The sequence below is a fragment of the Streptomyces sp. NPDC048523 genome (assembly GCF_043199815.1).
Classification (GTDB): Bacteria; Actinomycetota; Actinomycetes; order Streptomycetales; family Streptomycetaceae; genus Streptomyces.
The window spans coordinates 1,643,684-1,666,857 of sequence record NZ_JBICWQ010000001.1; the positions used below are offsets into that span (position 1 = coordinate 1,643,684).

At 71.9% G+C, this 23,174-nt stretch carries 19 protein-coding genes; 2 read left to right on the forward strand and 17 right to left on the reverse strand.

Annotation, left to right across the window (positions count from 1 at the left end; all coding sequences use genetic code 11):
* Window positions 1-142: 142 nt before the first annotated feature.
* From ACGFWE_RS07495 to ACGFWE_RS07505, 3 genes are read right to left on the reverse strand one after another with little or no spacing between them, the layout of a single operon-like run.
* Window positions 143-625, reverse strand: a complete 483-nt coding sequence (locus ACGFWE_RS07495) for a methylated-DNA--[protein]-cysteine S-methyltransferase (protein ID WP_393598550.1) — start codon at window positions 623-625, stop codon at window positions 143-145.
* A gap of 9 nt (window positions 626-634) precedes the next feature.
* Window positions 635-2,125, reverse strand: coding sequence for an AlkA N-terminal domain-containing protein (locus tag ACGFWE_RS07500; RefSeq protein WP_393598552.1), 1,491 nt, complete (start codon window positions 2,123-2,125; stop codon window positions 635-637).
* Window positions 2,126-2,174: 49 nt separating this feature from the next.
* Window positions 2,175-4,223 carry a heavy metal translocating P-type ATPase gene (locus tag ACGFWE_RS07505; RefSeq protein ID WP_393598554.1) on the reverse strand — a complete coding sequence of 683 codons (2,049 nt, stop codon included), beginning with the start codon at window positions 4,221-4,223 and terminating at the stop codon, window positions 2,175-2,177.
* Window positions 4,224-4,280: 57 nt separating this feature from the next.
* Here ACGFWE_RS07505 and ACGFWE_RS07510 point away from each other — a divergent pair, with 57 nt between their 5' ends.
* The gene (locus ACGFWE_RS07510; protein WP_057608409.1) at window positions 4,281-4,643 is read left to right on the forward strand and encodes a metalloregulator ArsR/SmtB family transcription factor; all 363 of its coding nucleotides are present in this window, start codon (window positions 4,281-4,283) and stop codon (window positions 4,641-4,643) included.
* A 16-nt stretch (window positions 4,644-4,659) separates the two neighbouring features.
* Window positions 4,660-5,793: an MFS transporter gene (locus ACGFWE_RS07515; protein ID WP_352382517.1), complete on the forward strand. Its 1,134-nt coding sequence runs from the start codon at window positions 4,660-4,662 to the stop codon at window positions 5,791-5,793.
* A 102-nt stretch (window positions 5,794-5,895) separates the two neighbouring features.
* Here the strand turns inward: ACGFWE_RS07515 and ACGFWE_RS07520 are convergent, their stop codons facing one another.
* The 14 genes from ACGFWE_RS07520 to ACGFWE_RS07585 all read right to left on the reverse strand — a co-directional run bounded on the left by ACGFWE_RS07520 (window position 5,896) and on the right by ACGFWE_RS07585 (window position 23,027).
* Window positions 5,896-9,753 (reverse strand): glycoside hydrolase family 2 TIM barrel-domain containing protein, encoded by a 3,858-nt coding sequence (locus tag ACGFWE_RS07520; RefSeq protein ID WP_393598556.1) that lies wholly within the window; start codon window positions 9,751-9,753, stop codon window positions 5,896-5,898.
* A gap of 259 nt (window positions 9,754-10,012) precedes the next feature.
* Window positions 10,013-10,582, reverse strand: coding sequence for a hypothetical protein (locus ACGFWE_RS07525; RefSeq protein ID WP_393598557.1), 570 nt, complete (start codon window positions 10,580-10,582; stop codon window positions 10,013-10,015).
* 189 nt (window positions 10,583-10,771) lie between these two features.
* Window positions 10,772-11,281, reverse strand: coding sequence for an O-acetyl-ADP-ribose deacetylase (locus ACGFWE_RS07530; protein WP_393598559.1), 510 nt, complete (start codon window positions 11,279-11,281; stop codon window positions 10,772-10,774).
* Window positions 11,282-11,308: 27 nt separating this feature from the next.
* The gene (locus tag ACGFWE_RS07535; protein WP_352381430.1) at window positions 11,309-12,721 is read right to left on the reverse strand and encodes an NAD(P)/FAD-dependent oxidoreductase; all 1,413 of its coding nucleotides are present in this window, start codon (window positions 12,719-12,721) and stop codon (window positions 11,309-11,311) included.
* Between the two features lie 114 nt (window positions 12,722-12,835).
* Complete coding sequence (locus ACGFWE_RS07540; RefSeq protein ID WP_352381432.1) at window positions 12,836-13,681, reverse strand: inositol monophosphatase family protein; 846 nt, start codon at window positions 13,679-13,681, stop codon at window positions 12,836-12,838.
* Between the two features lie 140 nt (window positions 13,682-13,821).
* Window positions 13,822-15,648 carry a gamma-glutamyltransferase family protein gene (locus ACGFWE_RS07545; RefSeq protein WP_393598562.1) on the reverse strand — a complete coding sequence of 609 codons (1,827 nt, stop codon included), beginning with the start codon at window positions 15,646-15,648 and terminating at the stop codon, window positions 13,822-13,824.
* A gap of 120 nt (window positions 15,649-15,768) precedes the next feature.
* Entirely contained in the window at window positions 15,769-16,467 is a 699-nt protein-coding gene (locus tag ACGFWE_RS07550; protein WP_393598564.1) for a nitroreductase, read from the reverse strand.
* Window positions 16,468-16,541: 74 nt separating this feature from the next.
* Window positions 16,542-17,279: an NAD(P)-binding domain-containing protein gene (locus tag ACGFWE_RS07555; protein ID WP_352381438.1), complete on the reverse strand. Its 738-nt coding sequence runs from the start codon at window positions 17,277-17,279 to the stop codon at window positions 16,542-16,544.
* A 97-nt stretch (window positions 17,280-17,376) separates the two neighbouring features.
* A complete protein-coding gene (locus ACGFWE_RS07560; protein ID WP_352381440.1) occupies window positions 17,377-17,970 on the reverse strand; it encodes a helix-turn-helix domain-containing protein in 594 nt (197 codons plus the stop codon).
* Between the two features lie 131 nt (window positions 17,971-18,101).
* Window positions 18,102-18,941 (reverse strand): helix-turn-helix transcriptional regulator, encoded by an 840-nt coding sequence (locus ACGFWE_RS07565; RefSeq protein ID WP_393598567.1) that lies wholly within the window; start codon window positions 18,939-18,941, stop codon window positions 18,102-18,104.
* 233 nt (window positions 18,942-19,174) lie between these two features.
* Window positions 19,175-19,924 carry an SDR family NAD(P)-dependent oxidoreductase gene (locus ACGFWE_RS07570; RefSeq protein ID WP_352381443.1) on the reverse strand — a complete coding sequence of 250 codons (750 nt, stop codon included), beginning with the start codon at window positions 19,922-19,924 and terminating at the stop codon, window positions 19,175-19,177.
* 293 nt (window positions 19,925-20,217) lie between these two features.
* Window positions 20,218-21,039 carry a class I SAM-dependent methyltransferase gene (locus ACGFWE_RS07575; RefSeq protein ID WP_352381445.1) on the reverse strand — a complete coding sequence of 274 codons (822 nt, stop codon included), beginning with the start codon at window positions 21,037-21,039 and terminating at the stop codon, window positions 20,218-20,220.
* A 43-nt stretch (window positions 21,040-21,082) separates the two neighbouring features.
* A complete protein-coding gene (locus ACGFWE_RS07580) occupies window positions 21,083-21,745 on the reverse strand; it encodes a response regulator transcription factor (RefSeq protein ID WP_352381447.1) in 663 nt (220 codons plus the stop codon).
* A 163-nt stretch (window positions 21,746-21,908) separates the two neighbouring features.
* On the reverse strand, window positions 21,909-23,027 hold the full coding sequence (locus ACGFWE_RS07585) for a sensor histidine kinase (RefSeq protein WP_393598570.1): 1,119 nt from the start codon (window positions 23,025-23,027) through the stop codon (window positions 21,909-21,911).
* Window positions 23,028-23,174 lie beyond the last annotated feature (147 nt).

The window sequence follows — 23,174 nt, forward strand, 5'->3', positions numbered from 1 at the left end:
GCGCTGATCACGCAGCTGGTCGCCGAGAACGGTTCGGTGCTGGGCAGGTTCAACCTCGTCGACATCGAGAACGGCACCGCGGATCTCGGTTACCAAGGCGGGCTTCACACCGGCCCGTCCGGGGGGAATCACCGGGTACCGGTCAGAACAGTGCCGCTCCCCGTTCGAAGTCCAGCAGTCGCTGCTTGCGCTCCAGTCCGCCGCCGTAGCCCGTGAGGCTGCCGTCGGCACCGACCACGCGGTGGCAGGGGACGATGATGCCGATCGGGTTCCTGCCGTTGGCTAGGCCGACCGCGCGGGAGGCCTTGGGGTTGCCGAGGGCGTCGGCGAGTTCACCGTAGGTGCGGGTCTCGCCGTGCGGGATCCGGCACAGCTGCTCCCAGACCGTGCGCTGGAACGGGGTCCCGTGCAGGCGAACTTCCAGGGTGAACTCCTTCAACTCGCCCCCGAAGTAGGCCTTCAGCTGTTCCTCGGCCTCCCTCGACCACGCGTCGTCCGGCGTGCCGAAGGTCTCCTCCGGTGGGCGGTGGCGTTGGTCGGTCATGTAGAGGCCGCACAGGACGCCGTCGTCGGCGACGAGGGTCAGGGGGCCGTAGGGGCTGTCGATCACGGTGTGGTGTCTCACTGAACGTCCTTATACGGGAAGGAAGTTGATCGGGTGGCTGTCGGTCGCCCACAGGTACTGGACCGCGTAGGCCCGCCAGGGCCGCCAGGCCGCCGCGCGGGCCGTCAGTGCGCCCGGGGTCGACGGCAGGCCCAACTCCTGGGCGGCGCGGCGGATTCCGAGGTCGGTCGGGAGGAAGGCGTCCGGGTCGCCGAGGGCGCGCATGGCGATGACATCGACCGTCCAGGGACCGAAGCCGGGCAGAGCGAGAAGGTGGGCTCGGGTCTCCGTCCAGTCGGTCTCCACCCCCAAGTGGAGCGATCCGTCGGCTAGTTGGCCGACCAGGGTGGTGAAGGTCGTGCGGCGGGTGCGGGGCATCGCGAGCGTGGCGGGGTCGAGCGCGGCCAGTGCCTCGGGGGACGGGAAGAGGTGGGTCAGGCCGCCCTCGGGGTCGTCGACGGGGTCGCCGTGGGCCGCGACCAGGCGGGCCGCGTGGGTGCGGGCCGCCGCCGTGGAGACCTGCTGGCCCAGCACGGCCCGTACCGCGAACTCCGCCTCGTCGACCGTGCGCGGGACGCGTCGGCCGGGCGCCTTGTCCACCAGGGACGCGAGGAGCGGGTCCGTGCGCAGCTGGTCGTCGATCGCGACCGGGTCGGCGTCCAGGTCGAGCATGCGGCGACAGCGGCTGATGGCCACGGTCAGGTCGCGCAGGTCGCTCAGCGTCAACCGGCAGGCGATGTGGTCGGGTCGGGGCGCGAGGGCCACGACACCGTGTCCGTACGGCAGTCGCAGTGTGCGCCGGTACGCGCCGTCCCGCCACTCCTCCACGCCCGGGACGGCGGTGGCCGCGAGGTGACCGAAGAGGTTGTCGGGGTTGAGGGGGGCGCGGAACGGCAGGCGCAGGGACAGGAAGCCGGGGGTGTCCGGCGTGTCCGGCGTGGTCCTCTTGGCGGCGCGTGTGCGCAGCTCGCTCGGCGCGAGCGCGAAGACCTCGCGGACGGTGTCGTTGAAGGTGCGGATCGCGGAGAAGCCGGCCGCGAAGGCGATGTCCGCCATCGGGAGCGCGGTCGTCTCGATGAGGATCCTCGCGGTCTGGGCGCGCTGGGCGCGGGCGAGGGCGAGCGGGCCGGCGCCGAGTTCGGAGAGCAGTTGGCGTTCGATCTGCCGGGCGCTGTAGCCGAGGCGGGCGGCGAGGCCGGGCACGCCCTCGCGGTCGACCACGCCGTCGGCGATCAGCCGCATCGCGCGGGCCACGAGGTCGGCGCGCTGGTTCCACTCCGGGGAGCCCGGGCTGGTGTCGGGCCGGCACCGCTTGCAGGCGCGGAAGCCCGCCTGCTGGCAGGCTGCCGCACTCGGGTAGAAGGTCATGTTCTCGGGCTTGGGCGGGACGACCGGGCAGCTCGGCCGGCAGTAGATGCGGGTCGTCAGGACGGCCGTGAAGAACCATCCGTCGAACCGCGCGTCCTTGGACTGCACGGCGCGCACACAGCGCTCGGTCTCGGCGTACATCCCCGTCTGCATGCGTCCAGCATCGACCACCCGGCCCACCCGGGCTGGCGAGAATCCGACATCAACCTCGCGTGCCCTGGGACGGCACCTGCCCCGGTCGCCACGCCGACTCGCGCAGCAGCCGCAGTCCGTTGAGGCCGACGAGCACCGTCGAGCCCTCGTGCCCGGCGACGCCGAGGGGCAGCGGGAGGTGGCCCAGGAGGTCCCACAGGACGAGCCCGGTGATGAAGGCACCCGCGATGACCAGGTTCTGGACGACCAGTCGGCGGGCGGTCCGGGACAGTCGTACGACCGCCGGTACGGTCGCCAGCTCGTCCCGTACGACCACCGCGTCCGCGGTCTCCAGTGCGAGGTCGGAGCCCGCGCGGCCCATAGCGATGCCGGAGTGGGCTGCGGCGAGCGCCGGTGCGTCGTTGACGCCGTCCCCGACGAACAGCACCTTGCGTCCGGCGTCCTGAAGCTCCCGTACGGCGTCCACCTTGCCCTCGGGCAGCAGTTCGGCGCGGACGTCCACCAGGCCGGTGGCCTCGGCGACCTTCGCGGCGGCCCGCGCGTTGTCGCCGGTGAGCAGGACGGGGGCCGCGCCGGTCAGGACGGTGAGCGCGGCGGTGGCGGCCGGGGCGTGGGGGCGCAGGCGGTCGGTGAGGGCGAGGGTCCCGAGGGGGACTCCGTCGCCGGTCACCAGGACGACGGTGTCGCCGTCCTCGGTGCCGGGGAAGGCCGCGCGATGCGAGTCCGCATGCACGACCCCGGTCTCATCGGCATCGGCATCGGCACTGGCATTGGCATTGGCATTGGCATCTGCGATCTCGGTCACCGGGGCACCCGCACGCCCGACCCCGATCACCCGACCCTCGACCAGCGCCGTCACCCCGCTCCCGGGCACGGCGACGAAGTCCCGCGCGTCCGCGATCCGCAGCACCCGCTCCTTCGCCGCCCTCACCACCGCACGCCCCAGCGGATGCTCACTGGAGTACTCGGCCGCGGCGGCCAGCGCGAGGAGGGCGTCCGGAGTCAGCCCGGAGCCCGGCAGCGGCCGTACGGCCGAGACCTCCGGGGAGCCCTCGGTCAGCGTCCCCGTCTTGTCGAGGGCCACGGCGTCCACCTCGCCCAGCCGTTCCATCGCGACCGCCGACTTCACCAGGACTCCGTGGCGCCCGGCGTTGGCGATGGCGGACAGCAGGGGCGGCATGGTCGCGAGAACGACCGCGCACGGGGAGGCGACGATCATGAAGGTCATCGCGCGCAGCAACGCGTCCGTGAGGTCGGCGCCGAACATCAGCGGCACCCCGAACACCGCGAGTGTGGCGACGACGATGCCCACCGCGTACCGCTGCTCGATCTTCTCGATGAACAGCTGCGTCGGCGCCTTGGTCCGGGATGCCTCCTCGACCAGGGTCACGATGCGGGCGATCACGGAGTCGGCGGGGTCGCGCTCGACGCGGACGCGCAGGGTGCCGGTGCCGTTGAGGGTGCCGGCGAAGACCTCGTCGCCGGGGCCCTTGGCGACCGGGAGGGGTTCGCCGGTGATGGTGGCCTGGTCGGCCTCGCTCGCGCCGTCCAGGACCCGGCCGTCGGCGCCGATGCGCTCGCCCGGCCGGATCAACAGCACGTCTCCCGCGGTGAGTTCGCCCGTCGGGACCGCTTCCTCGCCCTCGTCCGTCACCCGGGTCGCCATCGTGGGCGCGAGGTCGAGCAGGCCGCGCACCGAGTCGGCGGTGCGGGCCGTGGCCAGGGCCTCCAGGGCACCGGAGGTGGCGAAGATGACGATGAGGAGGGCGCCGTCCAGGACCTGGCCGATCGCGGCTGCGCCGAGGGCGGCGACGATCATCAGCAGGTCGACGTCCAGGGTCCTCTCGCGCAGCGCCCTGAGCCCTTCGAGGGCCGGTTCCCAGCCGCCGGTGACATAGGCGAGCGCGTACAGCGGCCCGTACGCCCACCACGGCAGGCCTCCGAGATCCAGCGCGAGCGCGAGCAGGAACGCGGCGGTCGACGCGAGCGCCCAGCGGGCCTCGGGGAGGGCGAGCACCCGGGTACGGCGGCTCGGTGCCGGGTGCGCGGGCGAGGGGGCGCGAACGGGGGTGAGAGTCGTGGACACCAGAGACACCATACAGGAACACATGAAGACTCATTCATCTGTTCATGGGTGGTGGGTAAGATACCGCCCATGGGTCATGGAGCCGTCACCACCGCGCAGGAAACCGCCGAGCGCGTACGTCTGGACGCGGCGAACGTGGCCAAGGTGGCCACCACCCTCCAGGCCCTGTCCACCCCCTCCCGGCTGCTGATCCTCGCGCGGCTGCGCGAAGGACCGCTGCCGGCGACGGAGTTGGCCGCCGAGGTGGGCATGGAGCAGTCGGCCTGCTCGCACCAGTTGCGGTTGCTGCGCAACCTGGGCCTGGTCGTGGGCGAGCGCCGGGGCCGGTCGGTGGTGTACGCGCTGCACGACCACCATGTGGCCGAGCTGCTCGACCAGGCCGTGTACCACGTGGAACACCTGCGGCTGGGGCTCAGTGACGCCACGGAGTGAGCCGCCCCGGCGCGTGATGTGGCCGCTGTACGCGGCCGGGTTCACCACCGCCTTCGGCGCGCACGGCATCGCCGCGAACCTCGGCGCGGACTCGGCCGACGCGGTCACCTCCCTGCTCGTGCTGGGCGGTCTGCTCGCTCTGTACGACGGTGCCGAGGTCGTGCTCAAACCGGTGTTCGGCACGATCGCGGACCGGATCGGGGCGCGCCCCGTGCTCCTCGGCGGACTGGTGGCCTTCGCCGTGGCCTCCGCGCTCTACGCCCTCGCCGACAGCCCCGGGTGGCTGTGGGCCGCGCGGCTGGGGCAGGGTGCGGCGGCCTCCGCCTTCTCCCCCGCCGCGTCCGCGCTGGTCTCCCGGCTGAATCCGGCCGCCAAACAGGGGCGGGCCTTCGGGAGTTACGGCTTCCACAAGTCCGTCGGCTACACCCTGGGCCCGCTGCTCGGCGGCGTCCTGGTGTGGGCGGGCGGACTGCGGCTGCTGTTCACGGTGCTGGCGGTGCTGGGCGCGGCCGTGGCGGTGTGGGCACTGATCGCCGTACCCGTCGTACCGCCCCTCCCGCGAGCCCGGCAGACGGTCCTCGATCTGGCGCGGCGGCTGGCCGACCCGGTGTTCCTGATTCCGACTGCCGCGCTCGCCGGGGCGACCGCCGCGCTCTCGGTGGGCGTGGGCTTCCTGCCCGTGTCGGGTGCGGTGGCGGGACTCGGCACGGTGGCGACGGGGGCGGCGGTGTCGGTGCTGGCGGCCTGCGCTGCGGTCGTACAGCCGCGCGCCGGGCGGGCGTTGGACGCGGGGCGGATCACGGTACGGGGTGGGCTCAGTGCCGGGTTGCTGCTGGCGGCGGCCGGTCTGGGCTGCGCGATGCTCCCGGGGCTCGCGGGTGTGCTGCTGGGTGCCGCGCTGATCGGCGTGGGGACGGGGCTGATCACCCCGCTGGGGTTCGCGGCGCTCGCGGCCTCGACTCCGCCGGAACGGCTCGGGCAGACGATGGGGGCGGCAGAGCTCGGCCGCGAACTCGGGGACGCGGGTGGGCCGTTGCTGGTCGCGGGCGTGGCCGCGGCGGCGACCCTGACGTACGGCTACGGGGTACTGGCGGTGCTGCTGGCGTGCGGACCGGTGCTGGCCGTAGGGCTCCTTCGCAGGCGCGGGTGAGACGTTCCCCGCGCCTGCGAAGGGGCGCGGGGAACTGCGCGACCTGCCACGACGAGGCCGTCAGGTGCCCGACGGCCTGGCCCGGCACGTCCGGCGCACTGCTCAAGCCGTGCCCGTCGGCCGTCGTGAGGCCGCCGTCGCCCGGCCCACGTCCGTCAGGGGCCGCAGCCGGTAGGTGTACGCGTAGTCCCGGTTGGCGAACAGCTTGTACTCGTCGTGGGTGTGCGCGCCCCAGCTGTTGTCGCCGCCGACGCCCATCTGCCGGTGGTTCACCCGCAGGACGACCGCGTCACGCGGGGTGAGCTGGTAGTCGTGACGGACCCCGTTGGACAGGTCCTCGGGTGTGAAGTGCGAGGCGTTGACCTCCAGCAGGGGCTCACCGGAGACCAGCAGTCCCACGCCGTCGCGGCCCGTCAGGGCGGCCCAGCGCACATCCGTCTTGTTGCCGTTCTCCTGCGGGCGTATGTAGGAGGTCCACTGCTCGGCGACGGTCCCGGAGTAAAGGCCCACGTCCGTACCGTCGTTGCGGTCCCAGTGGTTCTCCTCGGGGCCGCGGCCGTAGTAGTGCAGCCGGTCCAGGCGGCGCGGCAGGAACAGGATCGTGCCGACCTCGGGGATGTACGGCAGGGAACCCGCCCCCGGGTGCAGGGTGTTGTCGACCTTGATCTCGCCGTTGCCGAAGACCGTGTAGGTCGTGGTGTACGCCGACTCGGTCGTCGTCGGCAGGGTGCCGCTGACCTTGATCTCGACGGCCCGGTCCCGCAGCGCCCGCACCCTCACATCGGTCACCTTGCGGTTCGCACCCGCGTCGCGCCAGGTCTGGTTGCGGGTGTGCTGCCCGTTGCCGTGGTCGTTGTCGGTGGGCGCCCGCCAGAAGTTGGGCACGGGTCCGGAGGTGATCAGACGAGTGCCGTGGGCTTTGTACGACGTGATGATCCCGCTTGCCTTGTCGACCGTGACGGAGAACTCCTCCCCCCTGACGGTCACTTGGTCGGAAGCGTCCTCGTACCTCAGGGCCGGTACCTTCGCGAGCGGCACCGGCGTCACCGCCGGACTGTCCGCGTCGACGGCGAGCTGCTGCTTGGCCACCTCGAAGCCGGCCCTCGCCCAGGGGGTCGACTCCCTGATGGTGAAGGAGAGTTGGAGGAAGTACTCCGTGCCGGGCGCGGGGGCGCTCGGGAGTTTGTACGGGACGGTGATGTTCTTGCTCGACAGCGGTGCCAGGTTCAGCTGGTCCCGTGTCAGCTTTCCGCGCTGCACCACCTTGCCGTCCGCGGAGAGGGCCCACGTACCGTTGAATTCACGGAGGTTGGTGAAGAGGTACTCGTTGACCAGGGTCACCGACCCGTCCGGGGCCCAGGACGCGTTGACCGCCTGGTAGATCTGCTTGACCTCGGCGGCCTTGCCGGTGTGTCCGCGGTCGGCGGTGACGATGCCGTCCGCGACGAAGGCGCCGTCGTTGGGGTTGTCGCCCCAGTCGCCGCCGAACGCGAAGAAGGTCTTCTGGGCGGGCCGCTTCTCGGTGAGCCCCGCGGTCGCCGCGTCGAACCAGAACCGCACGCCCTCGTCGCCGGGGCCCCGGCTGCCGGAGGCCAGTTCGACGGCGGTGAGGGCGCGGGCGTACACGTGCGCCTTCCTGATCGTGCCGCTGAACTCCCTCGTGGGGTTGTCGACATCGACGGCCAGCGCGAGCGGAGTGGTGTTGCTGCTGGGCCGCTGAGTGGTGCTCCTGACCGCCCTGACCTGGCCGTCCACATGGAGGGTCAACGTGCCCGCGGTCGCGTCGAAGACACCGGCGACGTGGTGTTCGCGGCCCGTCCAGTCGTCCGGGAGCGCCCAGGTGGCGGTGATCCACTGGCCGCCGCCGTAGATGAAGAACTCCAGTGACTTTCCGGACTGTTTGAGGGCGTACTGGGTGTCGCCCTTGGCGATGACCGGCTGGTGATTGCCCGTCACCTTCGGGGTGAACCAGGCCTCCAGGGTCAGCGAGCCGGTGAGGTCGAGGCGTGCGTCGCGGGCGAAGACCGTACCCCCCGAGACGCCCGTTTCGCGGTCGAACCTGGCGCTCGCGGGCAGGACTTCGCCCTTCAGGGCGCCCGGTCCGCTCTCGGTCAGCAACTGGCGCACCGGGACCGGCTCGCTGAGGGACTGGTCGACGAAGTCCCAGATCCAGCCGCCCTGGAGGACGGGGTAGCGGCGGACGATGTCCCAGTACTTCTTGAAGTTGCCGTTGGAGTTCCCCATCGCGTGGCAGTACTCGATCATCACGTACGGCCGGGTGTCGCTGGTGTTCTTCGCGCGGGACTCGACGGTGGCGGGGCTGTCGTACATCTCGGAGCGGATGTCGCTGATGGTGGGCCGGTCGTCGCCCTCGTACTGGACGACGCGGGTGGTGTCGTACGACTTGATCCAGTCACGCATGTTCACGAAGGTGCTGCCGCCACCCGCCTCGTTGCCGAGGGACCAGATGACCACCGAGGCGTGGTTCTTGTCGCGGTGGACCATGTTCTGGGCGCGCGCCACACAGGCCGCGCTCCAGTCGGGGTGGTTGCCGGGGTACTGGTCGCGGATGCCGTGGGTCTCCAGGTTGGTCTCGCCGACAAGGTAGAGGCCGTACTCGTCGGCGAGTTCGAGCCACAGCGGGTTGTTGGGGTAGTGCGAGGTGCGGACCGAGTTGATGTTCAGCCGCTTGATGATCGTGATGTCCTTCACGAGGTCCGCGCGGGTGAGCGCGGTGCCGCGGTCGGGGTGCATCTCGTGGCGGTTGGTGCCGCGGAAGGAGACGGGTTTGCCGTTGATGCGCATCAGCCCGTCCTTCAGGGCGAACTCGCGCAGGCCGACGCGGTGCGAGAGCGTCTCGATCACCCTGCCCGCGGGATCACGCAGCCGCAGGACGGCGGTATAGAGGTTCGGATGCTCAGCCGACCACAGCTTCGGCGCGGGCACGGCCTTCGCCGCCTGTACGGTCGTCTCGCCGCCGGCGTCGAGGGCGACCGCCTGCTGGAGCGGGCGGGACCAGACCGCGTGGCCGCCCGAGTCGTAGAGCTGGGTCTCGACCGTGTAGCGGCCCTGGTTGGCGCCGCCGTAGTCGCGCACGCTCGCCGTGACGGAGAGTTCGGCGGAGGTGTAGTCGTCGCCGAGCGGGGTGTCCAGCTTGAAGTCGCGCAGGTGGACGGCCGGGGTGGAGTAGAGGTAGACCGAGCGGAAGATGCCGCTCAGCCGGATCATGTCCTGGTCCTCCAGCCAGTCGCCGTCCGAGTAGCGGTAGACCTCGACCGCGATCTGGTTGGTGCCCGGCTTCAGGTGCGGGGTGATGTCGTACTCGGCGGGCGTGTAGGAGTCCTCGTGGTAACCGACGAGTTCGCCGTTGATCCACACGTAGTGCGCGGACTTGACGCCCTCGAAGTGCAGGAAGGTCCGCCGCCCCGACCAGTCCTTCGGGACGGTGAAGGTGCGCCGGTACTGGCCGACGGGGTTGTAGCGGGTCGGGGCGGCGGGCGGCTGGGCCTCCTCGCCGAGACCGTTGGGACCCCACCAGGGGTAGGTGATGTTGACGTAGATCGGGAAGTCGTAGCCATGCACCTGCCAAACCGAGGGCACGGGGATCGTGTCCCAGTCCTTGTCGTCCACGTCGGTGCGGTGGAAGTCGGTGTCACGGTCGTCGGGGCGGTCGGCGTAGGCGAACTTCCATGTGCCGTCGAGGCTCAGCCGGTACGGCGAGCGGGTGCGGTCGGCGGCGAGTGCCTGGCCGACGTCGGCGTACGGCATGAGGGTGGTGTGCGGGGGCTGGGTGCCCACCCGGAAGAGGTCGATGGCGCCGTTCCACTCCGGGGTGCCCTCCGCCGCGTGGCCGCGGCCGGCCAGGGGCCCGGAGGAGAGGGCGAGGGCGCCGAGGACGGCGGCCCCCGACTCCAGCAGACGCCTGCGGCTGATGGGGGCAGGGAGATACGGGTGGGGCATCGGTGGAACCTTCCTCGGGACGACAGTGCGGTGTACGTACTGAGGGAGCGTCAATTCCTGTGCGCTATTGGTGACTTTGAGACACAGGATGCGACTCAACCTAGATCCCGAAGACGTGTGAGGCAATGACTCTGTCGGACTTTGTGGGGTCCTGGGGGCAAGCGGACAGGCAGACATGCGGCACCCCCGCGTGCGCTCACGCGGGGGTGCCTAGGCGGCGGGGTGCTTCGGCGCGGCGGTCGCCCGAGGTGCCGTCGGGTCAGCCGGCGGCCGGCAAGGTGGGCAGGCCGCCGCCGAGGAGTCCGGTGACGGCTCCGATCACGCTGTCCAGGAGGCCGGTGACCGCGCCCAGCACACCGCCGATGTCCAGCGAGGTCAGGGACTCGAGCAGGCCGTCGATCGTGGACTGGAGCGAGGCCAGGAGATCGTCGACGGGGTCGGCCGCCGCGACGGACCGGTCCGTACCGCTCGGCTTGCGCAGCTCTTCCTGGACCTCGGTGTTCGCCGCCTTCACGGTCTTCGCGTGGGCGGCCGCCCCGCTCGCGTCGAGGCGGGTGCCGTCGAGGGCGGTGAGGTCGGTGACGGCGTCGAGGAGGGGCTGGAGAGGCTGGAGGACACGGACGTGTTCGGCACGGTCCAGTGCCTCCAGGCGGTCCGTCAGGGTGTCCGCGTCGACGGTGCCGTACGCGGTCGCCGTCTGGGCCACACCGTGGTCCGACGCGCCGCGGCCCGCGTCGACGACGGCGGCCGCGGTGCCGACCGGGCCGAGGATCAGCGCGGCACAGACCAGAGACGGCAGGAGAAGGCCGCGGGAGACGAGGGGGCGCATGCGGGGTCCTTTCGAAGTGCTTCGTAGGGCCCACCGTGCGAACCGGCCGGGTGTCCCGCAACCGGTCGCGGGGCGTGCGACCGGCCGGTCACCGTCTCAAGAAGGCCTCTGAACAGGCACGTTCCCCGCGCGCTCCCCCGTTTTCGGCGCCCGGGAACGTTCGGCCGTCAGGGTACGGGCCCTCCGTTGTCAGGCGATCCGCTCCGCGAACGCCCGGTACGCCTTCTCGTCGAACAGCACGAACCTGACCTCCTCGACCGCGGTCCCGGTCTCCCGGACGGTCTCCACCGCGATCCGGGCGGCGTCGTCGATCGGCCAGCCGTAGATGCCGGCGGAGACGGCTGGGAAGGCGACGGTCCGCGCGCCCAGTTCGTCGGCGACGCGCAGGGACTCGCGGTAGCAGGAGGCCAGCAACTGCGAGCGGTCCTCCTCGTGGCTGTAGCGGGGGCCGACGGTGTGGATCACCCAGCGCGCGTCCAGGTCGCCCGCGGTGGTGGCCACCGCCTTTCCGGTCGCCAGGCCCTTGCCGTAGTGCGAGGCGCGCAGTTTCCGGCAGTCCGCCAGGATCGCGGGGCCGCCGCGGCGGTGGATGGCGCCGTCGACTCCTCCCCCGCCGAGGAGGGAGGAGTTCGCGGCGTTGACGATGGCGTCGGCGCTCTCCCGGGTGATGTCGCCCTGGACGAGCCTGGTGGTGGTCATGACCACCACTCTCCCAGCCCGCACCGCTCAGGACTGCAGGCGCAGCTTGCGCCATACGGCCTTCGCGGCGTTGTGTCCCGACATGCCGTGCACGCCCGGGCCCGGCGGGGTCGCCGACGAGCAGATGAAGACGGCCGGGTGCGGAGTGCCGTACGGGGACAGGGAGAGCTTGGGACGCAGCATGGTCTGGAGCCCGGTGACCGCGCCGGAGCCGATGTCGCCGCCGACGTAGTTGGCGTTGCGCGTGGCCAGTTCGGGCGGACCCGCGGTGGCACGGGCGAGGACGCGGTCGCGGAAGCCCGGGGCGAAGCGCTCCAGTTGGCGCTCCATGGCGTCGGTGAGGTCGCCGGTCCAGCCGCTGGGCACATGGCCGTAGGCCCAGAACACGTGCTTCCCGGCAGGGGCCCGACTCGGGTCGACGACGCTGGGCTGCACGGTGATCATGAACGGCCTGTCCGGTGCGCGGCCCTCCCGGGACGCGGCGCGCAGCGCGGTGCCGATCTCCGCGCTGTCGGCGCCGATCTGCACGGTGCCCGCGGCGCGCGCCTCCTTCGCGGTCCACGGCACGGGGCCGTCGAGGGCGTAGTCGACCTTGAAGACGCCCGGGCCGTAGCGGTAGCCCTCGTAGTAGTTGCCGAAGCCGGCGATGCGGGCCAGGGCGGTGGGCGAGGTGTCGAAGACGTACGCGCGGGCGGGCGGCAGGTCGTCGAGCCGCTTGACCTCGTAGTCGGTGTGGACGCTCCCGCCGAGATCCTTGAGGTACCCGGCGAGCGCGTCGGAGATGGCCTGGGAGCCGCCGCGGGCCACCGGCCAGCCGCGGGCGTGTGCCGCGAGGGCGAAGACCAGACCGATGGCTCCGGTGGCGAAGCCGCCGAGCGGGGCCATGACGTGCGCGACGAGCCCGGCGAACAGGGTCTTGGCGCGTTCGTCGCGGAAGCGGCGCATCAGCCAGGTCGACGGGGGCAGGCCGACGAGACCGAAGCGGGCCAGGGTGAGCGGGTCGCGGGGCAGCGCGGTCGCGGGCAGGGACATGAAGTCGCGGGTCAGGGTGTCCCACTTGGGCAGGAACGGCTCGACGAGCCTGCGGTACGTCCCCGCGTCGCGTGGTCCGAACGAGGCGGCCGTCTCGGCGACCGACCTCGACAGCACGGCGGCGGTGCCGTCGGTGAAGGGGTGTGCCATGGGCAGGTCGGCGTGCAGCCACTCCAGCCCGTAGCGCTCCAGGGGCAGGGCGCGGAACGCCGGGGAGTTGATGCCGAGTGGGTGGGCCGCGGAGCACGGGTCGTGCAGGAAGCCGGGGAGGGTGAGCTCCTCGGTGCGGGCTCCCCCGCCGACGGTGCCGCACGCCTCGAAGACGGCCACGGAGAAGCCGCGGCGGGCCAGCTCCACGGCAGCCGTCAGTCCGTTCGGCCCCGCACCCACTACGACCGCATCGAGCATCGACGGCACCTTCGGACCCCTTCGTCAGCCGATGGCCAGAGGATCAGGATATGCCGGGGGACCGACAGTCCCGGGGCGCGGGGGTAAGTCGCACCGCTTCGGCCCGGCGTCGCGTCAGGCCTCGCCCGTCAGCAAGCCCCTCACCCTGCGGGCCGTCGCCGCGTCGCGGGCCGCGGTGAAGGGGAGGGTGTTGCCGCCCCTGATGCGGAACGGTTCGCCGGTGAGAGTCAGATGGACGCCGCCCGCCTCCTCGACCAGCAGCAGGCCCGCCGCATGGTCCCAGGCCGCCTCCCAGGAGAACGCCACGGCGTCCGACTCGCCCCGGGCGACGGCGAGGTACTCCAGGCCGGCCGAGCCGCACCGGCGTGGTGCGACGCCGTCCGTCCACAGTCCCTGCAGGCCGCGCTTCTGCTCGGGCGTCGTGTAGTCGGGGTGGGAGGTGGCCACTTGGAGGTCGCGGCCCGGGTCGGGGGCGCCCGCGTGCAGCCGCTCGCCGTCGAGGAACGCGCCCCGGCCGCGTATCGCCGTGGCCAGTTGGTCCCGGGCCGGTGCGTAGGTCCAGGAGGCGAGCAGCACGCCGCTCCTCGCGAGCGCGACCAGCATGCAGAAACCGGGGTCGCCGTGCACGAACTGCCGGGTGCCGTCGACGGGGTCGACTATCCACACCGGTGTGTCGCCCTGCAGCGCCTCGTACGACGCCGGGTTGGCGTGGACCGCCTCCTCGCCGACCACTACGGAGCCGGGCAGAAGGGCGCCGAGCACCCCGGTGAGGTACTGCTCGGCCAGCCGGTCGGCGTCCGTGACCAGGTCGTGCGGGCCGGCCTTCTGGTCGACCTCGTGCGCGGCGAGCCGCCGGAAGCGCGGCATGACCTCGGTGGCGGCGGCCTTGCGCACCGCCTCTTCCACGTCACCCGCGTGCCGGTCGAGAAACTCGTCGATGGTTTCCGTGCCTTCGATCATGACTCCATGAGAGCACGCGGGACCGACAATCCCCACCGGTCTATTGAAGGGCGAGTGGAATCGCCGTGAACATCGGGGTCCAAAGGCGACGGACGCTCAACTCGTGACACGGGGCGGCGTCGTACGCCTTGCCGCCGCCGTCACCGTCCCACCGCGTACCCCTGCATCCCCCGGGGATTGGCCGCCGCCGACAGCACTCCCGTCTCCGGTTCCCGCGCCACCGCGCACAGCCGTCCCTCCGACCACGGCTCCCCCACCGTCACGTCGTGTCCCCGCCGACGTAGTTCCTCGACCACCCCGGGATCCATGCGCGCCTCCACCGTGAGGCTCCCCGGCCGCATCCCGCGCGGATAGAACGACCCGGGGAAGCTGTCGTTGTGCCAGTTCGGGGCGTCGATCGCGCCCTGGAGGTCGAGGCCGCCGCGGACCGGGGAGCGCAGGGCGACGGCGAGGAAGAAGTGGAGCTGCCACTGGTCCTGCTGGTCCCCGCCGGGTGTGCCGAAGGCCAGGACGGGGACCCCGGCGCGCAGGGCGATCGAGGGCGTGAGGGTGGTGCGGGGGCGGCGGCCGGGGGTGAGGGAGTTCGGCAGGCCCTCCTCCAGCCAGGTCATCTGGAGCCGGGTGCCGAGCGGGAAGCCCAGTTCGGGCACGACCGGGTTGGACTGGAGCCATCCGCCGCTGGGAGTGGCGGCGACCATGTTGCCCCAGCGGTCGACGACGTCGAGGTGGCAGGTGTCGCCCCGGGTGCCGCCGTCGGGACCGGTCTCGGGCTCACCCGGCACGGGTGACGTCGGGTTCTTCGCGACCGTGGGCTCCCCGACTCCCATCGGGCTGAACCCGGGCTCGTCGGTGAGGACCACACGCGCGTGTGCGCTGAGCCGCGGGGCGCGCCCGCCGGGACTGCCCGGCCGCAGCTCGTACGAGGCCTTGTCGCCGACGAGTTCACGCCGCCCCGCGTTGTACTCGGCCGACAGCAGCTCGCCGAGCGGAACCTCGGCCGCGTCCCCGTACCAGGCCTCCCGGTCGGCCATGGCCAGCTTGCAGCCCTCGACGAGCAGATGGACGTACTCGGCGGACCCGTACCGGGGCAGCTCGGGGGGCAGCAGGGCGAGCTGCTGGAGGAGGACCGGGCCCTGGCTCCAGGGGCCGGCCTTGCACAGGGTCCAGCCGTTCCAGTCGTACGTCGCCGGCGCCTCGTAGGCCGCGGACCACCCGGCGAGATCGCCGGCCGTGAGCGTGCCGGTGTGGCGCGAGCCGCTGGTGTCCATGGTGGGTCGCCGCGCCTGCCGTACGAGGGCCTCGGCGATGAATCCGGTACGCCACACCTCGCGCGCGGCCTCGATCTGCGCGACCCGGTCGCCCGCCCCCGCCACCTCGTCGACCAGCCGCTTCCAGGTGGCGGCGAGGGCGGGGTTGCGGAACAGCTCGCCGGGCCGTGGGGCCTTGCCGCCCGGCAGATACACCTCCGCCGACGAGGTCCACTCCGTCTCGAACAACTCCCGTACGCTCTCGACGGTCGCGCCGACGTTCTCCACGGGCGCGTGACCGTCCTCCGCGTACCCGATGGCGTACTCGAGCACGTCGGCGAGGGACTTGGTGCCGTGGTCGCGGAGCAGCAGCATCCAGGCGTCGAAGGCGCCGGGGACCGCGGCGGCGAGGGGTCCGGTGCCGGGGACGAGTTCCAGGCCCAGCCCCTTGTAGTGGGCCACGGTCGCCCCGGCGGGCGCGACGCCCTGCCCGCACAGCACCCGCACCTCCCCACCGGCGGGCGCGAGCAGGATCGGCACCTCGCCGGCGGGCCCGTTGAGGTGCGGCTCGACGACGTGCAGCACGAAGGCACCGGCCACCGCGGCGTCGTACGCGTTGCCGCCGTCCTCCAGCACCGCCATCGCCGACTGCGAGGCCAGCCAGTGGGTGGAGGACACCATGCCGAAGGTGCCCTGGAGGGTGGGGCGGGTGGTGAACATGTGGGCTCCGACCTCGCTGCTCAGGGGAGTTCGGGGCGGAGCTCTCCTCCGCCCGGTCCCGCAGCAGGTTATCGATCGCGGGCGCGGGACGAGCAGCCGTCGTGGGTGCGGACGGAGGTCCTACTCCCTGTCGAGGACACCAGGGGTGTCGTGCAGGACCACGCTCTGCTGGAGCGGGACGCGTTCCCGGCCGACCGCGTTGACCGGCGCCGCCGGATCGGCCGTGCCGAAGGAGATGCCGAACAGCAGCTTGAGCTCTTCGGGAACGCCCAGGAACTCCCGGACGGTGTCGGCGTAGACGCCGAGTATGGTCTGCGGGATGCCCGCCAGCCCCCGGGCCGCCAGCGAGAGCAGGAAGTTCTGTGCGTACATGCCGATGTCCCCGGCTGTCCGTACCCCGTCGCCGAGGGCCGGCATGAACAGCAGGGCGACGTGGGGCGCGCCGTAGAACTCCAGGTTCTCGCGGACCGCCGCCCGCCTGCCCTCTCGGTCGGAGCGCGCTATCCCCCGGGCTCCGTAATGACTCGCGGCCAGGGCCTGGGCGCGCTCGAGATAGACACCTTCACCGTAGTCGGCGGTGAAGTCCGGGGAGGTCCGGCCCTTTTCCTCGGCCCGGAGGAGTTCCCCGCTCAGCGCGGACCGCTGCGCACCCGAGACGACGTGCACGGTCCACGGCTGGGTGTTGCTGTTCGAGGGGGCCGTCTGGGCGTCCTCCAGTACGCCACGGATGTCCGACGGGGACAGGGGGGTGGCCAGGAAACGGCGGGGGGAGCGTCGCGCGCGTGCGATGTCGGTGAAGGGTGATGCGGTGCCGGTCAAGGCTCTTCTTCCTCTCGGTGCGACGTGGGGGGACGGCGCGCTCTTCGTGTTCGCGTGGGTGGGGGTGAAGTGGCTCAGCGGTGGGCGGCGCGGTTCATCTCGACGACGTCGTCGACGGTGGGGTCGGCACCGAGGGCGGCGAAGCGTTCGGGGAGGCTGTCGCGAATGGCGGCGTCCTTGGCGCGGTCGGCCGCGGCCAGGGCCGCCGGAAGCTCGTCGAGGGTCAACTCGGTGCAGTAGGCGGGGCTGTTGGGCTGCTGGCGCCAGGAGTCGGCCAGGGTACCGGCGTCGTAGGGGTCGAAGCCCGTGTCGTCCACGAGCTGCATGGCCACCTTCCGCGCCTCCTCGGAGTCGCCGGCGACGGGGATGGCGATACGGCCGGGCGTTCCTGCCGGGGCGCCCTTGGCCCGCTGGGTCTCGGCCAGGGCGGCGTTCCACGCCTTGACCACGGGACGGCCGAGCTGCTCGGCGGTGTACACGCTCTCGACCTGGCCGTTGTCCACGGCCTCGATGGGCTCGCTGAGCATGCCGGGGTAGTAGTTCGAGGTGTCGATGACCACCGTCTCGGCGGGGACCGAGGCGAACAGGTGCGCCAACTGTCCCACCACCCCGAACGGGATCGCCAGGATGATCACGTCCGGGCCCTGGACCGACTCCTCCAGGTCCACCGCACGGACCCCGGACCCCAGCACCTCGGCCGGGACGGCCTCGGGGCCGCGGACATGGGCGACCTGGACGTCGTGACCGGCCGCGCTGAGCTTGACGGCGAGATTCCCGCCGATGGCACCGGTGCCTATAACAGTGATTTTCACGATTTGTCCTTCTGGAGGTTGCGCTGCGCCCGTGAGGGCGGAACGAGGTGACAGGTATGTGGGCCGCGCCGGTCGGCCGGGGCGTGGGTGGGGGCGGTTACGCCTGGGCGTGCCGTTCGCGGTAGCCGGTCGCGATCAGGGCGCGGAGCCGGTCGAGGGAGTCCTCGTCGGGACCGTTGCCCTTGATCCAGGCGAGGGAGCAGGCCGCGAGGAACAGGTCGTAGCCCCGTACCGAGGCGCGTACGTGTCCGGCGTGCTGGGCTGCTCGTACGTACTGGTCGGTGGCGGTGATGAGGATGTCGCAGGGGATGGTGAGCGGGCTGTCCGGCTCGTGCGCCCGGGCCGCGGCCATGAGCGGTTCCGGAAGGCCGCTGTAGGCGCTGAAGTACTCCTCCATCGCCCGCAGCCACTGCTCCAAGGCCTCGGCGGGGTCGCCGAGTTGCTCGATGTCCGCCTGGCGGGCCACGAGTTCCTCGGAGCGGGTCTGCAGCACGGCCGCGAGCAGTGCCTCCCGGGTGGGGAAGTGCCGGTACAGGGTGCCGGGACCGACACCGGCCTCCTTGGCCACCGCCTCCAGGGAGGTGCCGACGCCGTGCCGCAGGAAATGACGCTGCGCGGTCTCCAGCAGGGCAGCACGGTTGCGCTGGACGTCCGCGCGGGGCTTGCGTTCGCGCTGTGCACCGGCGCTCATGCGCCCTCCTGCCTGCCGTCACTCTGCGACCGCATCAAAACGGATGCTGCCTCCGTACGTCTTCGAGAGTAAAGCGGAGGCGGCATCCGGTCAAATGGGCGGCCCGGCCACGAGGCCCAGCGGCCGGGACCTCAGGGGGTGAGCTGCTGGTGTCCGATGACGGAGAGCAGTTCGAGTTTGCTGTGGCTTTCCGTGCCGGGGCGGGTGGTCAGCACGACCAGGATCTGGGCGCGGTTCTCGGTGTAGAGGAGCTGGGCGTCGACGTCGATGCGGCCGAGTTCGGGATGCAGGAGGGTCTTGCAGTCGTCGTAGCGCTGGGCGACCTCCTGGAGTTCCCACATGCGGACGAACTCGGGGCTGTGTTCCTGGAGTTCGGCGAGGATCCGGGCGGCTCGGGGAGTGTCGCTGCCATTTGTCAGCGCGGCCCGCAGGCGTGCTGCCTGGGCACGGCCATGGCGTTCGTGGGACTCCTCGGGAACCGTCAGACGCTCGGCCGGGTCCATGAACCAGCGGTAGAAGCCGCTGCCGGCCAGACCGGTGTGACGGGTCAGGTCGCCGAGCAGCGCGACGGCCGGCGGGTTCATCGCGAGCGTGTCCACCAGATCGGTCTGCACGAGGGCCGGAGTGTCGTCCAGGCTGTCCAGGACCCGCATCAGGGTCGGGCTGACGTGTTCGGAGCGGCGGAAGCGGGCCGGGGCGTGGTGACCGATGAGGGCGAAGAGATGGTCGCGTTCGTCCAGGGTCAGCCGCAGCGCCCGGGCGAGAGCCGCGGTGATCTGCACGGAGGGCTGCGGAGCACGCTGCTGCTCCAGCCGGGCGTAGTAGTCGGTGGACATGCCGGCGAGCTGGGCGACCTCCTCGCGGCGCAGGCCCTGGGTACGCCTGCGCGGCCCCTCGACCAGGCCGACGTCACGGGGACGCAACGTCTCACGCCGACGGCGCAGGAATTCGGCCAGTTCCTTCTTGTCCATGGCCCCATCCTCGCCGCATCCCGCCCGCCTATCCAGAGACCACCGATCCATGGCTGAGCAGTCGGGCGCTCGCAGCGAGACGGCCTGATGGCCGCATGACCTGCATGACCGGCATGACCTGCTTGAAGTGCATGACTCCCGGGAGATTCACCGACCGTCGGCGGTGCGCCGCAGGCCGTCGGCGTGGAGGACGGCCTGCGGGGACGGCCTGCGGGGTGAGCCTCGTAGGTCGGTCAGATGCCGCTGAGCATGGCGAGGACGTCGTCGTAGGAGCCGTTGGCCTGCGCGTCGCGGAGGAACCGGGCGCGCTCGACGACCAGCTCCTTCGTCTCCGGCTTCTCGCGCAGCAGGTCGAGGGTCTCGGTGAGGAAGTCGTCCAACGGCATGGAGTTCTCGTCGTCCTGCTGGCCGAGCAGAGTCGTGCGCACGCCCGGCGGTACCACCTCGATCACCTGGACGCCGGCGTCGGCACCGGCGAGCTGGACGCGCAGGCTCTCGGAGAAGGAGTGCAGCGCGGCCTTGGTCGCGCTGTAGGTCGGCGTGATCGGGAACGGTACGTACGCCAGAGCCGAGGTGACGTTCACGACGACCGCGTCGTCCTTGCCCACCAGCAGCGGCAGGAAGCCGTACGTCATCCGGATCGTGCCGAGCAGGTTGATCGCGATGTGATCCTCGGCGACCTGGAGTCCGGCCGGGTCGAGGACGTTCTCCCGCAGCATGATGCCGGCGTTGTTGACCAGGACGTTCAGTCCCGGGTGGCTCGCCGCCACGCTCTCGCGGGCCCGGGCGATCGAGTCGGGGTCGGCGACGTCGAGGACGAGCGCGTCGATGCCCGGGTGCTCGGCCGTGATCTCGTCGAGGAGCTCCTTGCGCCGGCCGGCGACGATCACCTTGTTGCCGGCCTCGCGCAGGCGCAGGGCCAGGCCGAGGCCGATGCCCGAGGTGCCGCCGGTGATCAGGATGGTGTTGCCGGTGATCTTCATGTGGGGGTCCCGCTCCTTCGGTACGGCGGGCCGGTGAGCGCCCGCGGCTTCGAACGTAGGGGCGCCCGCGCAGGGGCGGGAGAGGAAGGTTTATCCATGGATCGGCGGTCTCCGCCTCGTGAAGCGGCTGTACGACGGTGCCCGGGAGGAGGAGTCGATGTGCAGCAGTAGGACATCGCCGGTGGGGCCTGGCTACTCCACGCGCGGCGGGATCTCCGCGTAGGCATGGAGCCGGTGCCGGCTCGATGAACGCCGCACAGCCGACTCCGCGCAGGCGGTGGCCCTCCGCCCTGTCACACCGGCGGCCGTCTGCCCGCCGTGAGCAGATGCCCGCTCGCCCCCAGCAGTGTCGGCTCCGACTCGATGTGCCGGCACGCGGCCAGCACGGCCTCGCGCCGGTCCGGGTCGTCCAGCCAGTCCCCGAGGCCGGCCATCAGCCAGGCGACGCCCTCGATGCCGTACTGGCCCTCCACGGCCAGTCGCGCGTCGGTGAACTCCTCGGTCACCTCGTTCGGCGCGGCGAAGTGGGCGACGGTGAAGAAGCCCTCGTCGTGGTGGGGGTGCCGGCCGTCCACGAGGACGGCGTCGGTGCGTTCGCGGTGTTCCGGGGTGAAGTAGCGCTCCTCGCGCAGCAGGTCGTGCAGTTGTGCGTACCGGTTGATGGTGGCCGCGACCACGAGCCCGCCCGGCCGGACCACCCGGACCGCCTCGGCCAACGCCCTTACCCGGTCGGCCTGTTCGGGCAGGTGGTACAGCGGGCCGAGCAGGAGCACCACATCGTACGAGGAGTCGGACGCGGCCAGCTCGCGCGCGTCCCCGAGTCGAGCGGCAACCCCCGGCAGCCGCGAGGCCTGTTCGACGTGGAGCGGTACGGGGTCGACGAGTTCGACCGTGTATCCGTCCCGCGCGAGCCATTCCGCGTGCACTCCGCTCCCGCCGCCGACGTCCAGTACGCGCGCGGGTGCGGCCGGCAGCAGTCTGCGCAGTACGTCCTGGGTGCGCCAGAACTCCAGCCGCCCGATGGGTGTTCCGCCCTCTCTGAGCCGGGCGTCCTCCTTGCCCCGGGCGTAGTAGGCGAGGATCTCCTGGCGCATCCGCGGTGATGTCTCGGTCATCGCCTCATGGTGCTGATCCATGGCCCGAGCCGACAACGGAATTTCAGGAACCGCGTGCCGTCACCAGTCCCGACTCGTAGGCGAACACGACCAGTTGGGCACGGTCCCGGGCGCCCAGCTTCGTCATCGCTCGGCTGATGTGCGTCTTGGCCGTGAGGGGGCTGATCACCATGTGCTCGGCGATCTCCTCGTTCGTCAGGCCGCGGGCGGCCAGGGCCGTGACCTCGCGTTCGCGGCGGGTGAGGCATTCCAGGCCTGGCGCGGTGGACCGGTCGGGGGGCCGGGAGACGAACTCGCCGATCAGGGTGCGGGTGACCGCGGGGGACAACAGGGCCTCGCCCCGGGCCACCACCTCGATGGCCTGGAGCAGGTCGGCCGGCTCGGTGTCCTTCAGCAGGAAGCCGCTCGCGCCCGCCCGCAGCGCCTCGAAGACGTACTCGTCGACGCCGTAGTTGGTGAGGATCACCACGCGGACCCCGGCCAGCTCCGGATCCGCGGCGATCCGCCGGGTCGCCTCGATGCCCGTCATCACCGGCATCTGTACGTCGATCAGCGCGATGTCGGGCACCTGCGCGCGCACCAGCTCCACGCCCCGCTCCCCGTCCGCCGCCTCTCCGACCACCTCGATCCCGTCCTCGGCGTCGAGCAGGGCCCGGAACCCGGCCCGCATCAATGCCTGGTCGTCGACGAGCGCCACCCTGATCACGCCCACACCTCCACGCGCCCCACCATGCCGCCCTTCGCCCCGATCACGCCGACTCCCGAAGGACCCACGCGGGGCCCACCCACCGAGAACCCCGCCCACGCCCGCGCACAAGACCCCGCACATACCGGGGACCCGTCGCGCACCCCGAGAAGCCACCCTCCGCTCACACCGACTCCCCCACCCCCAACGGCAGTTCCGCCCGTACCGAGAACCCGCCCTCCTCCCGCGGCCCGGTGTGCAGCGTCCCGCCCAGTGCCGTGACGCGTTCGCGCATGCCGGTCAGGCCGTGGCCGGGCTGCGGTGGGCAGTCCGGACGGGCGGCCCCGTCGTCGTCCACGCGTATCGCCACGTCGTCCTTGCCGTAGGCCAGTTCGACCCGTACCTTCGCCGGGCCCGCATGCCGGGCCGCGTTCGTCAGGGACTCCTGGACGATCCGATACACGGCCCGGTCCAGGGGGGCGGGCAGGGCGCACTCCTCGCCCGTCACGCTCAGTTCGACGGCGAGGCCCGCCGCCCGCGCCCGCTCCACGAGCAGCGCCGGGGTGCCGGTCGGCTCGTCGGTGCGCAGGATCTCCAGCGTGGCGCGCAGCTCGCGCATGGCCTCGCCGCCCGCTTCCTGGATGGCGAGCAGGGCGGGAGGCACCTCCTCGCCGCGCTTGCGCGCCAAGTGGACGGCCACGCCGGCCTGGAGCTTCACGATGGAGATGCTGTGAGTGAGGGAGTCGTGCAACTCCCGGGCTATCCGCAGCCGTTCCTCCCCGGCGCGACGCAAGGCCGCCTCCTCCCGGGTCCGCTCGGCCTCCAGGGCACGCTGTTCGGTCTGGCGCAGATACGCCTGCCAGTTGCGGCCGGCGAGACCCGTCACCACCGCGCACACGAACCAGCCCGCGAGCAGCGCGGTCTTCTCGATCGCCTCCTGGGCCGTCGGACCCGTCGCCGCGTACGCCCCCAGGAAGATCCCGCTCGCCCCGGCCGCCCAGCCCCGGTGCCCCAGCTGGGACGCCAGATGCACGGCGGCGAAGACGGACAGCGCGCCAAGCGGTCCGGGGTGTGCGTGCAGGACGTACGCGGCCCCGGTCACCGTGGCCACGGCGAGCACCACGAGCGGGACCGCGCGATAGAACGCGAGGGCGACCGCACTCACCACGAGGAGCCCGTGGTCGAGGGCGGTCGTGTCCGCGTCGAAAGCCGCCACGGTCACGACGAGGGCGCCGACCACGACCGTGAGGGCCAGGTCGGCGAGCCGCTGGGAGATGGCCGAATCGACCGGGTGCCCGCTCATGCCCACACGCTAGACCGCCGCACCGACACCGGCGTCAGCCCTGTGGACAACTCCTTGGCTACTCCCCCCGTAGTAGCCCCGGACCCGCCCCGCACTCGTCGGCGCAGCGCCAACTCCCTTCAGCCGTACGACGACCGCAACCCGGAC